The following is a 12,966-nucleotide window of genomic DNA, read 5'->3' as shown; positions in this document are numbered from 1 at the left end:
ATGGGGGAGCCGCGATGGTCGAGCCGATCTATGTACCGGTCCTTCCAGCACGACGGGATGCCTGGGATGCATACACGCTTTTGGAGTTCGGCATACGCCAGCGGATCGCCCCGCTGTGGACGGTCGTCCCACGGGTCGGGCCGGAGCGGACGCGGGGCGTGCGCCCCGTCCCGAATCCGGACACCGATCAGGCAGGGCTGCGGCGTTGGCTCACCGCCCGCATGGACAACCTCATCAGGGCCACGGAGGGGCTCACCGGCTAGGTGGACGCCGGTCATGTCGAGAGCGATCTCGATGCCTCAGCCGTGGCTTTGTGGCAGGTGGCGACCAGGAGCCGGCTGCGGCTGGTCACCGGCCCGGAACGGGACCCCGCGCATCAGCGCTACGCCGCCGACCTCGCCTTCCTCAGCGGACGCGGCCTCGGCATACGCGTCTTGCTCGACGATCCGCCGGACCGGCCCCTCTCGACGGATCTCCTGAACCTGATCGACCGGCTGTGCCTGCCACCCTCGCGGCTCGACCTCATACTGGACGCCGGTCCGGTCGCAGGCAGCGGCGACATCGACAAGCGGGCTCTCGCCGCGCTCGATCTGCTTGGTGCCCTCGTGCCCTGGCGGACGACGGTTCTCACCTCCGGAGCCTTCCCCCGCACCATCGAACACCTCGACGCTCAGCCCACCCGCGTCATTCAGCGCCACGACTGGCAGCTCTACCGATCGGTGCGCGCCGCCCGTCCCGAAGCGCTGAACTCGTTGGTCTACGGCGACTATTCCGTGGAGCACGCGTTCAGCGCCAACATCCCATCCGTCCGGCGGCCCGGCCCGCCCTGGGGCCTGCTGCGCTACACCGCACCGGACGGCTTTCTCGTCGCGCGGGCCCCCACCAGGGGCAGCGACCGCGCCGCCCGGGTCCGCGCCATGGCCCGTTGGATCGCGGAGGCCGACTTCTTCCGCGGCATCCACGGGGGTGCCCCAGCGATGGAGAACGCTGGCTGCACGCCTGTGCGCATGGCGAGGGTCCGCGTGGCTCGGGTAACGCCGAGACATGGATCCGGGTCGGCCACACGCAGCACATGAACTTTGTCGTACACCAGTTGTCCGGAGCCGAATAGGAGGAGGGAAACTGGCAACCAACCAGCCGACTACGCTTGAAGCGACCACGGGCGCTCCTGCTCCGGCGAGCGGGCGGTGACGTCCGGCCAGGAGCCGGTCCGTTACTCGCCGGGGCCGCTCGCGGGCGGCGGCGTCACACCAGGCTCGATCGTCGACCGGATGTAGACGCGAGTGCTGCCCGGTGCGAACTCATGGGCGAAGAGGTCGACGCAGTAGTGGAGGTGCTTCCCCTCGGGGGAGGTGAGCTCGTCCGGACAGAAACCGACCCGCCGCGCCCCCTTGACCAGGGTCTCCGGCTCTGGGAGCCCCAGATGCGCGAACGGCGCCATCGGTTTGTACCCCTTCTGCTCCGGATGGAGGTTGGCGATCATCTCCTGGTCCGCCGGGACCAGCTGGGAGAGGTATGCGTCCGCCTCCCGGCGGGGCAGAGTGAAGGACAGGACCCCGATGTCGTAACGCGAGCTCGTCTTGTACCCGGCCCGCCGATCCGATGCCGCCGCCGGGATCCGAATGCCCATCGTCTCGCTCATCCAGGCAGGTGTGGCGCCACTCTTCCAGCAGCACTTCTTGTCCTGGTCCGCCTGGTCGGACACCGCGTCGTCCGCGATGATGGCGAACGTGACAACGGCCGCGACAGCGATCGCGAGAACTGATCCTCCGGCAATGAGAAATCGGCGGCGCACTGCTGGCTCCCGATGGGTTGTGATGCTGATGGTGCTCAACGACCGTTGGCGTCCTGTTGCTCCCGTCCGGGGTCCGTACGTCCGCCCTCGCGCCCCGGCTCATCCGGGCCCGGGAGCGGCTCGTTGTTCGGGACCGATGCGCCCAGATCGTAGTGCTTGACCGAGCTGCTGCCCGACATGTCGAACTCCTGGGCGAGACCCGTCTTGTGGAGGCGGGCCGGCATTCCGTCGGGGATGTCGACCGGCCCGATGCTCACGCCTTTGCCCTGGTCCCAGTTGTAGCGGTCCCAGGCGTTGACCTGGTAGTCGAGGCCGACCTTGGGCTGGCCGTTGGCGTCCGGCACAACCGTGACCACCCCGGTGACATTCGATCTGGTGGAGCCCACCGCGTAAAACCAGTTCGGGTCCTTGCCCTGGTCGAAGCTGTAGTCGTGGTTTTTGCTCTCCACGGGGATGGCGACCGGCTGGCCGCCGTTTCTCTTGAATTCTTCCAGCGCCTGCTTGCGCCATTCGTTCTGGTTCTGCCTGATGCTCTGGTCGATGTGGTTCCTGAATCCCCCGTCGTCCCACAGCATCTTGTCCACCGGAAGTTTCACGGGGTCCCCGCTGTTGCCCAGATAGTGCGCCATGTGGCGCGAGGCGTCGTTCATCCCCTGCCAGTCGGCGCCCTCGGCCAGCAGATTCATCTTCTCCCTGCTCCGCCGCTCCGCCCCGCCGGGGGACTCGGCACCGTGCGGCCCCGACCCCGGATCCGGCGCCGCCCGCTTGACTGTAGGACTCAGCAACCCCGCCGCCAGCAGATCGTCCTTGTGCCCCTGCCACAGCTTGGCCCGTGCCTCGGGGCTAAGCGATTCCCACAGCCTCCGCAACTCGGCCCGCTGCTTCTCGTTCGCGTCCTTGCCGAGCGAGGCCAATTGCGTAGCGCGGGGCAGTTGCTCCTCGTCGAGTGATGTGTATGTGGCGTGGCCCGCGTTATAGGGGTCTCCGCCGTGGCTCTTCCGCAGCGCCCGTGTGACGGCGGCGTCGATCTCCGAGGCGTGAGACACGAGACCGGTGAGTGTGTCGGCATACCACTTCATCAGGTCCAGGGTGCGCTGCGGGGTGTCCTTCGTGGTGCACATGTTCGCCATCTGCACCTTTACTGTGCCATTGCCCCCGTCCGAGGCGACCAGACCCGGATCCGGAGGCTCCTTCGACGGGTCTCCTCGGCGGGCCTCCTCGGTCAGCGACTTGGCCCGCTTCTGGATGCTCGTCAGCTCGGTGTGCGCGTCCTGCAGGACGTTGTAGATACTCTGCGCCTCGGCGTGCAGATCGAGGAACTCCTTGGCGGTGCTGCGTACGAAGTCCTTGGTGACCCCGGCGTTGACCCCCCGCCACCTGGCCGCGTCGGATTTCTGCACCAGGCCGCTGTAGACGCTGGTCCTGAGCTTGTCCAGCTCGCCGACCATGGTTTTCCAGTCGCCGACGGCCGTGCCTAACTTTCCCAGATCCACCGAGATGAGATCCGAGTATAAGAACCCTCCCACGATCTATTTCCCCCGTTATTTGACGTATTTGGATATCTCGGAGACCGACACCGCCGACCCGTCCCGCTGGCGCAGCGAAGCCGCGATCTCCGCGTCGTCTTTGGCGTGGGCCTTCTTCGAGTAGTCGAGGTGATTCGAGATGTGCGCGCACATCTGCAGGACCGTCTTGACCTGTGTGGTCCAGACCTCGAGCGTGGTGTACAGCTCGTCGCCCATGGTGAGCTGGCGCGTCGACAGCTCTTTGGCGGCCTGGGCGGTGGAGCCTGCCCCGCTCTTGTCGATGCCCGCGCCGGCGATGTCGGCCTTCTTGTGCAACATCCCGTGCACTTCGAAGGCCTCGTGTCCGACTGCTCCGAGATCGTCTTGATGGACAACAAGATCGTGATTCGCCCCGGAGCCCCCTGCCCCCGGCTCGGCCTTGTTGAGCCGCATTCCGACCGACTGCTTTTCCCTCGCGGCCGATACGAGCTCCGCCCATTCGCTGTCGAATGTCACCCTTACCCCCCGGAATCGGCTGATTCGACGCCTTAATGTCACGTTAGCAGAAACATTGACGCGGTCGGTCAGGGACACGCCAAGGGTTGACGGGTGGTTCCCGCCTGTCGCTACTGATTCGACTCGCGCCCGGCCGAAGCGCGCCTTTCGCCGCGCGGGCGTGCGCCCTCGCACGGATCATGTGCCGCCCGGGCGGCCGCTTAGGCCGTGTCCTATGTGGTGAGGCGGACGAGGCGCTTGTAGCAGCACATGGCCGCGGCGAGACCGAGAAAGGCCAGGTAGTTGCGGGGATGGCGCTCGTAGCGGGGGCTGAGCCTGCGGTAGCCCGACAGCCAGGACATCGTGCGCTCGATCACCCATCTGCGGCGGCCCAACCGTTCGCTGGACTCGATGCCTTTGCGTGCGATCCGGACTCCGATGCGCTTGCCGCGTAGCCATTTCCGCAGGTCCGGGCGGTCGTATACCTTGTCCGCGTGCAGGCGCTGGGGCTTGAAGTGGTGGCCGCGGTCGGGGTCGTGTCTCGTTTGGTGACCGGCCACCATCGGCTTCAGCCCTTCGCTGTCGTGGGTGTTGCCGGCGGAGACGCCGACGACCAGGGGCAGTCCGTTCGCGTCCGACAGGATGTGCATCTTGGAACCCGGCTTGCCCTGGTCCACGGGGCTCGGACCTGCGTGTTCGCCCCTTTTTTTCGCCCTGACGTGGGCGGTGTCGAGGACGACGCGGGTGACGTCGATCAGGCCAACGTCGTCCAGCCGGTGCAGCACGGCTTCGTTGCAGGCGGCCCCACAGGCCCGGCCGGGGGCCGTGCCGCGCGCGCTGAGCGGAGCGAGCCGCCTTGGCGCGCAGACCGGTACTGTTTCCCTCAAGCCCTTTCTCAAGCTTCATCCGCCTTACCCGATACGCGGGTTCGGCCTCCCGGCGGAGTCGCCGGGAGGCACTCCCCGCACCGGCTGGGGCGGGCCATTGCTGAGAGAGGAAACCTCTTGGACACGGAGAAGTGCACCAAGCGGCGGACCGTTTTGCGGCCCGTCGGACAGGCCCTGATTAAGGTGAGCGTCTACGTACTTGGACAGCTCATCTGCTCCTGGCTTGGCCTGTAAAACGAGGAAGGGCCCAGCGCTGGCCGGCGAGTACGCGCCGGCCAGCACATCCTCACCGTCCGGATCCCGAGGCTTGAAAGCCGTTCGAAGGCGGGGCGTGTCTTGGTTCGGTCACTTCTGCTCGTGGCCATGGCAGGTGCCGGGACCGCACTCCTAGAGGCATCGCTTCAACGGGTTGCGAGCAGGACTTCTTGACAGCCCGTACAGGTCGCGAGCGATCGAGCGTGGGCGTTTGCTGTGCTGGGGTCCTGGGGGCTCTGCGGTCGCTCTATGGTGTCGGCGACGCGGAAGCGAGTCGGTGAGCTTGCGCTCGGTCGCATGTCCGGCGCCGCCGTAATGCCGACCGTAACAGGTCGCTGTTCGACCGGGTATCACTGTCGTCACCTTGGACGACTGAGATACTCATCCACCTCTTGGTCACTAGCATCGCAGCTGTAGAGAGCGTTGGTGTCCGGGGCGGACGGTCGGCATCGGAAGCAGGTAGGCGTAATGGCTGGCGGGGGCACGTGGTCGGAGCTGGAGGCGTTCTGGCCGGCTGAGGAGCTGGTGCGGGACCGGGAGCGCCTCATCCCCAAGATTGTGGCCTGCTACGAGGCCGCGCACCCCAAGGGGAAGGAGCCCTCTGAGAGCGACAAGGATTCGTGGCGGGAGAGCGTCTACGAGGTGGCCACGGCGCTGGCCGATCTCGGACTCGGGCAGGTGTACATCTTCGTGGAGTACCGCGTCCATCCGGCGATGAACCCGATCGACGTCGTGCTCGCCGGCAGGCATGCAGACGGTGGGCTGAGCTTCGCCGCGATCGAGTTGAAGCAGTGGAGCGAGGTCGAACGCCCCGACCCCTCGAAAGGGACGGTCGGGCTTTGCGTCCAGTGCAGAAACTCCACCACAGGATCGCTATGTGATGGCTGCGCCGTGGAGCGAGTCTTTGCACCGTTCTACGGACACCACAAGAAGCACCCTGCCGTACAGGTCAGGGACAACCTGGACGCCCTCAGGCGCCATCACAGCATGTTCGACGACCGGTACGTGCATCTTGCCGGGGCCACATACCTGCACAACCTCAAGGACCCACAGTCCCAGTGGATCGGTATGGTGCGGCCAGCGGCGGGCATCGCGACCTTCACCGCCCGCCAGCCGGCGGATCTTCGCAAGTTCCTGAAGAGCCGCTTCAGCCCGACGACGGACGCGGAAGCAGCGCAGGAGCTTCTTGCCCGCCGTCGCACGACGTCGCTGCTGACGTCAGAAGTTGGGGCAATCGTCAACGGCTACACGAAGTTCAGCTTGCTGGACAAGCAGCGCGAAGCTGTGGACAGCATCATGGCCTCGGTCCGGAAGCCGTCGCCTGGCGCGAAGAAGGTGTATGTCGTCAGCGGCAGGGCGGGCACCGGGAAGTCACTTGTGGCACTGACACTGCTGGGCGAGGCCCTCAAAGGCGGGTCCGACGCGCGCTTCGTTTCAGGGGGTGTGGCTTCCCGGGAGAATTTCAAACGCGGCGTCAAGGGCAGAGGGCAGGCCTTCACGACCTTGAACCAGGTCGCAGACAGGCTGGGTCCCAACCAGCTGGACCTGTTGCTGTGCGATGAAGCGCACCGGCTCACCGAACGCCCGATGACGGGCTCGTTCTCCATGCGGCCGGGCGAGTCGTCGGTGTCCGTGATCGTGACGCGGGCCAAGGTTCCTGTCTTCTTCATCGACGGAGACCAGCGACTGTTCGCAGAGGAGATGTGGTCCGAGAACGAACTCATCAACGCAATTCAGGAGTTGAGGGCGGAGGTCGTGCCGGTCCGTCTCGACCGCGCGCTTCGCGCGGTCGGAAGTTCCACCTACGACACGTGGGTGCAGCGGCTCTTCCTCGGTGATCCGCTGCCGTGGAACCAGGATGTCGGTCAGGACCCGGAACCGTTCGAGCTGTACTACGCCGACAGCGCAGCACAGATGGAGAAGTTCCTGAAGTCGAAGCTGGATGCGGGATTGAGTGCCCGGATGACTGCTGGGATGTGCTGGAAGTGGACCGATGACACGGGCACCGCGCCGGATGTCGCGCCAGAGGAGGGCTGGGCGCGGCCGTGGAATGCCGGCGACAGCCACCGGACCCCCGGTGTGCCGAAGCGCCGGTTCTGGGCCACGGATCCGGGAGGATTCGGGCAGATCGGCTGTGTTCACACGGCGCAAGGGCTCGAGTACGAGTGGGGCGGTGTCATCATGGGACCCGATCTCACCTGGACCGGAGGGTCTTGGGCTTTGGACCGTGAGCATGTGCGCAGCAAGGCCAGCCGGGTTCGCTTCGACGATGAGTTGGCGGAGCGGATCCGCAACGCATACGGGGTTCTCATGACGCGCTCCATTCGCGGCACGGTGCTGTACTCGGTGGATTCGGACACCCGACAGCTCTTCGCTGATCTGGGCGTTCCCAAGATCTGACACGTTCACGTTCTGACGGGCGGCGGGGCTGCTCGTCCCTGTCAGTTGGGCGTCGTCGCGGGGGGCAGGACAGGAAGAGCGATGTGGGCTGGGCTGACTCAAGGATGTTCCGAGCACGGCTCAGAAGGTCGTGACGGTCGTGACGTGGGCACCCATTCGCCACCGTTTGCATTTCTCAGAACCCACGGCAGTGCCCCGGGGCAGTCTGCCGGGGCTACAGGTGCGCGGATCGCTAGGCCTCGCCGTGCAGCTCTGCGGCGAGCTCTTCGAACTCCTGGAGGGCGAGACGCAGGTCGTGTACGACGTACTGGGCAATCTCTTCGGGGGGCATCAGGAGGTCGGTGCCTGATGGTCCCTGGGGCCATGTGAGGTCTAGGCGGGCGTGATCATGATCCAGCACGTCACGGACGTCGAAGCAGCGAAAGTGTTCCGTCTCCGCTCTATCCGTGCGCGGTCTGCCCGGCAGATACACCGAGACGAAATCGTCCAGGTCTCTACGGACAAGCGGGGTGTGGACGTGCGCGAACTGACGGCTCGAGCGCAGGTCGTAGACCCAGATCCTGGTTGTCTGAGGACGGTTGTCTGTGCGGTGTGGAGGTCGGTCGAAGAAGATGACATTCGCTCTGATACTGCTGTTGGGGAAGATGCCTGCAGGTAGCCTGAGCACCGTATGGGCGTCGAATTGGTCGAGCAGATACCGTCGTACGGTCTCCGCTGCGCCCCTAGCGAAGAGGATGCCGTCGGACACGACGACGGCTGCACGTCCCGGCTTCGCCGTCAACGACATGACGTGTTGTAGGAAGTTGACCTGCTTGTCGATTGACTTGGCCACGAAGTCTTCTCGCGCGTCCGTGTCATGGCGGGCGGTGCTGGAGGGCTCGCCGGGTACCGCTGCATGCTTGCCGAAGGGCGGGTGTGACAGCACCAGTGAGGCTCGCCTGCGGGGCGGTCGGGCAAGAGCGTCGCCCACAGCGATCGGTGCTGGTTGCCCGGCACACCCGATGCCGTGCAGCAGCAGGTTCGCCGTCGCCAACCGGGCAGTGCCGGGGACCAGTTCTTGTCCCCAGATCTGCTCTGTGTTGTAGCGATACCACTCATCGCGAGTAGCGTGGAACAGCTCATGTTGTGCCACGTAGTTGTGCACGCCGATCAGGAAGCCACCCGTACCGCAGGCCGGATCGGTGATGGTATCGGTCAGCTCCGGTTGAATCGCCTCGACAATGGCGTCGATGAGGGGGCGAGGCGTGAAGAACTGGCCTGCACCGGTCCTCGAATCGCTCACCGCCCTCGCCAGGAGGTCCTCGTAAGCCTCGCTCAGGAGCTGCGTCCCGTCCGAAGTCCATCTCCGCGCTTCGAAGAGATCGAAAACAAGCTGATCCAGCAGCCGTGCGTCACGGATATGGTTCTGCGCACCGGCAAAGATAACATCCAGCGCCGTGCCGGTCCCATGATGCGACCGGTAGGCGAGAACCTTGGTGAAGTGGGCTACGAGTTCATCTCCGCGCCGCTGGGTCAGTGATCTCCAACCGTACGGCGAAGGCGAAGCCGGCCAGTTTTCGCGGGGCATGGTGGACGGCAGACTGAGTACTTCGTCCTCGATCTTGAGCATAAGGAGATAGCTGAGCTGTTCGACGGCCTCCATGGTGGACAGCCCGCGGTCGCAGAGCACGTTGCAGTAATCTAGGAGCCGAACGGCCAGGTTCGAGGACTTGCCGTTCGATACCGGAACCGGTGGGGGGAAAGCAAGCGAGTCCGTCATAGCTCGAGCTCCAGCTGCACAGCGGCGAAGGTCTTGGTGTGCGGATGGGCCGCCGCCCGTGGGGCGGGCACACGGCCGGATCGCCCGACGCTGTCTTCGCCACAGGGGGACGGACCCGACCGGATGGGCATGGCGCTTTCTTCCTGCGGTGTGCCGGCGACCGCTGAACGCACGAGCCGTCCGGTGCAGGCCGCATCAGCAAGTGCTTGACGCAGCTCGTCCGAAGTCTCCAAGGCCCTCTGCACCCGGGAAGACAAACGGTGTGCTCCCTGATTCCACGCGGTCGCTTTCCGGCCCAGCCTTTCCTGCTCGCATGGAGGTGCAATGGGAATCGGGATGTCCCTTAGGTTGGACTGAGAAATGTTGCGCATCGACCTGAGAGTGCCGCTGCTTCGTTGCGCGATCTGAGTACGCACATAGGAGGTGGCGAGCAGCTGTACCAGCCAGCGCCCATCGACATTACGCTCGGGCACCAGGCGAAGGCTCTTGTCGCTCAGAAGCAGGCGTGGGCGGCATGCGGTGACACAAACGGACGCACCGACATGGTCAGGGCTGTTGGCGCGACACAGCAAGATGTCACCGGCCTTGATCTCATGTCGTTCGTCGACGCGCACTCCTGCACGCACAGCCTTGTTCTCGGTCTCGAGGAATGCCCCTTGGGTCACTGCACTGGTCTTGATCACTCCCCACTCGTCGCCCCGCGCCGGCCGCCCGTCGTGCTCCAGTGATCGCCCTGCTTCGATCACATTGATGACGTCGCCGAGCCGTCCCCATGACCAGCCGTGGGGGATGCTTCCTAAGAACATATCGCAGCCTGGCGTCAGGGCATTGTGGGCCGCGTCTTGCAGCGCAGTAATTCCGGCAGCAGCTCGACGAAGGGCGTCATTACCACGATCGATACGTTGGAGCCGTTCGCGAAGTATTACAACGATGCGATGCTGCTCCGTCAACGGCGGCAAAGGAAGCCTGATGTCTCGTAGTGCGCGCATGCTCAGCGAGCGCATGCGGCCGCTGCCTGCACATGCCTCGATTTGTTCACGGACCCGGGAGGACTGCCACAGGTGTCCCAAATACTCGGGATTCAGGACCTCAGGTCGCACGCGAATCCGCGTCATGCTATCTGGAAGGGCCACCGGCACGGATCCGTCCCCGACCAGCGCTCCGCGGCCGAGCCGATGCAGCACCCCCGAGCTACGGCAGACGAGAAAGTCGCCCTCCCGGGCAAGAACCGGAGCCCCTCTCCCAGCGCTCCCGTCACTCTGGTTGGCATCCCTGCAGTCCACCTTCGCTCCGGCCAGTGCCGTTGGCCGCAGCACCGGCCATCCGCCGTTGGCGTCGCTGGTCTTCGGCCGACCGCTGGCCAGCGGGCTGCGAAGAACGTCGGCCAGCCGAATCTCCACCCAACCGGGAGGCACCTCTATCTCCGCCAAAGCGAACTCCCCTCAACCCGCCCACGAATGTCCGGCACGGCACTTCTACAACCCAGCCCGAACCCAGCGCACTCACCCCGCGCGCCCTACCCCCCCGCCCAACTGCATGACGCGTCCCTCTGAGGCGATAGCTCTCTGGGAGCTCACCAGGGCAGCCGTGATAACGCCACTGGCATGGGGTCGCTGACGGGGCCCTGCGCCTTCGGCGCTGCGAAGAAACTGTTCTGACTGCTCCAGGGCGGCTTGGAAGGTTCTGCCCCGCTTGAGTTCCCGGCCAGCCATACCGGCGGGGCATGATCGGGCACCTCGCAGAAGCCGCCAAGAGTCGTTTCTGTTGCGCCACCGCGACTCCATACTTGCCATGTCTTGCAGGGTAGATGGAAGTCGGTCGACATTCGCCGGATTTCCATGCAAGGCGGACCTCCGCCAGACTGGCCACCCTACCTAGGGCGAGGTTGCTGGATACCCGGTCCGAGTGGCGAGTTGGCTGGAACGCGGCCGACACCCGGCACCCCGACGGCGTGAGGGCCATGCCTCCTTTGTCTCGACGCAGAAGAGACGCAGACTGGGGCCGTCCAGCGAGGCTGGATGCTGCAGCCGACCCACAAAACTTTCCAAGTCTGTTGTGGGGGTGAGAAGCGTGGCCGTGGCTGTCCAGACGCGCCAGTGGGCGGCGTGCCGACGGCACCACGCTCCGCGTTTCTGTGCGCTGCGCACCTGGCGCGGGTGCGGTGGCCGTTCGTTCTCTCGCTGGTGTCAAGCTGCGTCGGTCTGGTGCGGGGTGAAGGTCACGCGTGTCTCGGCGTCGTCGAGGGCGATGTTGAGTGAGGCATCCAGGGCCTTGGCCAGCTTGGCGAGTAGAGGCAGCGTGGGAACGGTGTCGGAGCCTTCGATGCGCGAGATCTTGGCTTGCGTCAGTCCGGCACGGGCAGCCAGTTCGCTCTGGGTCAGGCCGAGCGCGGTGCGGCGCTCGTAAACGGCGTGGGCGAGGGCCATCGACAGCTCGATCTGCTGACGGGCCTCGGCCACGTCGTCCGGCTCGGTGAACCCCTCGGCGAGCTTCCGTTCGCGCAGGGTCTTCCAGCGGCTGTGGTTCATGACTCGAACTCTCCTTCCTCGATGACGCGAACGAACTCTTCGTGCGCGGGGCCGTGTTCTGCCTGGCAGATCTTCTGAGCGAGCTTGGCCCGCCTGACCTCGGCCTCCTCCCGCATCTTCGTTTTCCGGAAGACAGTCAGCAGGACGGCCGTCCGATCGGGGGTGAGCCAGTACGTGATGCGTATGTCCGCGCCGTCCAGGGTGGGGCGCAGTTCCCGGACCCCGTCACCGAGGTAGCGGGCGTATGGCTCGCTGAGTGCAGCGGCGTGTTCGGCAAGGAGTCCGACGTACGCATCGATCTTGAGGAAGTGCTTGGCCGGCAGAGCTTCCAGCCAGTCACGCACCTCGGGTTCGATCTCGATCGTGAAGAGCTCGTCCACTCCCGTAACGATATATGTCGTGGACGACATGCGCAGGAAGAGCTCGTAGCTGAAAGAGGTTGCCTCTCATGGTGTTCGGACCTGCGCATGCATAAAGACCCCGCATCTAGCTTCGCGGCTAGTGGCGGGGTCTTCTGGCACTTCAAGCGAAGTGCCCCCGGCAGGATTCGAACCTGCGCACACGGCTCCGGAGGCCGTTGCTCTATCCCCTGAGCTACGGGGGCGGGTCGCTGTTGTTTGCGGCGACGGGTAGAACCCTACCAGCTTGCTCGGGGTGGTCATGAACGCTTTTCGGGGGTGGCCGGAGGGTGGCCGATCAGGGTGGGCGGTGGGGTGCTTGGTGGGGGTCGGGGCTGGCCGCGGGGTGGGGAGCGGAGGGGGGTATACCGGATTCGGGGCGTTGGTGGCGGCGTCTTGAGGAAAGGTCCCCCGCACGTGGCGGAAGTGGGGAAAACCCGGACGCAGCGCAGGGTGCGCGCCTACCCTTCGAGATGTGCCTGGCTTGTCCGGCCGGGTCCTTGTCGTCGACGACAACAAGGTCATCCGGCAGCTGATCAGGGTCAACCTCGAGCTTGAGGGCTTCGAGGTCGTGACCGCGGCCGATGGTGCCGAGTGCCTGGAGATTGTTCACCAGGTGCGGCCCGATGTGATCACTCTCGATGTCGTGATGCCCAGACTGGATGGGCTGCATACGGCATCCCGGTTACGTGCCGATGCGCGTACGTGTCATGTGCCCGTCGCGATCATCAGCGCGTGTACGCAGTACGAAGTGGATAGCGGCAGGGCCGCGGGGGTGGATGCGTTCCTTGCGAAACCCTTTGAGCCCGCCGCGCTGGTGAAGCTGGTGCGTCGGTTGATGACCCGGGGGGCCGCCGCGGCGGCTCCTGGGGATGCGGAGCCTGTTGTGGGGCCTACCGGCTGAGCCCGTGGGCCGTCCTGCCCTCAGGCCGAGGGGTTCAGCC

The 12,966-nt window shown here is 65.4% G+C and carries 11 protein-coding genes, 1 tRNA gene and 1 pseudogene; 4 read left to right on the top strand and 9 right to left on the bottom strand.

Going from position 1 to position 12,966, the window contains the following annotated elements; all coding sequences use genetic code 11:
- Positions 1–14 precede the first annotated feature (14 nt).
- Positions 15–263 (top strand): hypothetical protein, encoded by a 249-nt coding sequence (locus ACWY4P_RS17950; protein ID WP_456211555.1) that lies wholly within the window; start codon positions 15–17, stop codon positions 261–263.
- 57 nt (positions 264–320) lie between these two features.
- Complete coding sequence (locus tag ACWY4P_RS17945; protein ID WP_456211554.1) at positions 321–1,076, top strand: beta family protein; 756 nt, start codon at positions 321–323, stop codon at positions 1,074–1,076.
- 137 nt (positions 1,077–1,213) lie between these two features.
- Here the strand turns inward: ACWY4P_RS17945 and ACWY4P_RS17940 are convergent, their stop codons facing one another.
- The 4 genes and pseudogenes from ACWY4P_RS17940 to ACWY4P_RS17925 all read right to left on the bottom strand — a co-directional run.
- Positions 1,214–1,795 carry a hypothetical protein gene (locus ACWY4P_RS17940; RefSeq protein ID WP_456211553.1) on the bottom strand — a complete coding sequence of 194 codons (582 nt, stop codon included), beginning with the start codon at positions 1,793–1,795 and terminating at the stop codon, positions 1,214–1,216.
- Between the two features lie 35 nt (positions 1,796–1,830).
- Positions 1,831–3,321, bottom strand: a complete 1,491-nt coding sequence (locus ACWY4P_RS17935; protein ID WP_456211552.1) for a hypothetical protein — start codon at positions 3,319–3,321, stop codon at positions 1,831–1,833.
- Between the two features lie 15 nt (positions 3,322–3,336).
- Positions 3,337–3,816 (bottom strand): hypothetical protein, encoded by a 480-nt coding sequence (locus tag ACWY4P_RS17930; RefSeq protein WP_456211551.1) that lies wholly within the window; start codon positions 3,814–3,816, stop codon positions 3,337–3,339.
- Positions 3,817–4,028: 212 nt separating this feature from the next.
- Positions 4,029–4,614: pseudogene (locus tag ACWY4P_RS17925) on the bottom strand (IS5 family transposase); the annotation flags it as partial.
- A 791-nt stretch (positions 4,615–5,405) separates the two neighbouring features.
- Between ACWY4P_RS17925 and ACWY4P_RS17920 the strand changes: the two are divergent.
- Positions 5,406–7,337 (top strand): DNA/RNA helicase domain-containing protein, encoded by a 1,932-nt coding sequence (locus ACWY4P_RS17920; protein WP_456211550.1) that lies wholly within the window; start codon positions 5,406–5,408, stop codon positions 7,335–7,337.
- Between the two features lie 232 nt (positions 7,338–7,569).
- On the opposite strand, the gene ACWY4P_RS17915 is transcribed toward ACWY4P_RS17920, so the two are convergent.
- The 5 genes from ACWY4P_RS17915 to ACWY4P_RS17895 form a co-directional block, all read right to left on the bottom strand.
- Positions 7,570–9,096: an N-6 DNA methylase gene (locus tag ACWY4P_RS17915; protein WP_456211549.1), complete on the bottom strand. Its 1,527-nt coding sequence runs from the start codon at positions 9,094–9,096 to the stop codon at positions 7,570–7,572.
- Positions 9,093–10,496, bottom strand: a complete 1,404-nt coding sequence (locus tag ACWY4P_RS17910) for a restriction endonuclease subunit S (protein WP_456211548.1) — start codon at positions 10,494–10,496, stop codon at positions 9,093–9,095. Before ACWY4P_RS17910 ends, ACWY4P_RS17915 begins: the two co-directional genes overlap by 4 nt.
- Before the next feature lie 786 nt (positions 10,497–11,282).
- Positions 11,283–11,624, bottom strand: a complete 342-nt coding sequence (locus ACWY4P_RS17905; protein WP_456211547.1) for a helix-turn-helix domain-containing protein — start codon at positions 11,622–11,624, stop codon at positions 11,283–11,285.
- Positions 11,621–12,004 (bottom strand): type II toxin-antitoxin system RelE/ParE family toxin, encoded by a 384-nt coding sequence (locus tag ACWY4P_RS17900; protein ID WP_456211546.1) that lies wholly within the window; start codon positions 12,002–12,004, stop codon positions 11,621–11,623. The genes ACWY4P_RS17905 and ACWY4P_RS17900 overlap by 4 nt, the downstream gene beginning before the upstream one ends.
- 152 nt (positions 12,005–12,156) lie before the next feature.
- A tRNA-Arg gene (locus ACWY4P_RS17895) sits at positions 12,157–12,228 on the bottom strand.
- Between the two features lie 269 nt (positions 12,229–12,497).
- On the opposite strand from ACWY4P_RS17895, the gene ACWY4P_RS17890 reads away from it, so the two are divergent.
- Entirely contained in the window at positions 12,498–12,926 is a 429-nt protein-coding gene (locus ACWY4P_RS17890; RefSeq protein ID WP_456211545.1) for a response regulator, read from the top strand.
- Positions 12,927–12,966 lie beyond the last annotated feature (40 nt).

The sequence above is a fragment of the Streptomyces sp. LZ34 genome, from assembly GCF_053890475.1.
The sequence above is the reverse complement of the archived record's forward strand: the minus strand, read 5'-3'. Positions and strand labels throughout refer to the sequence as shown.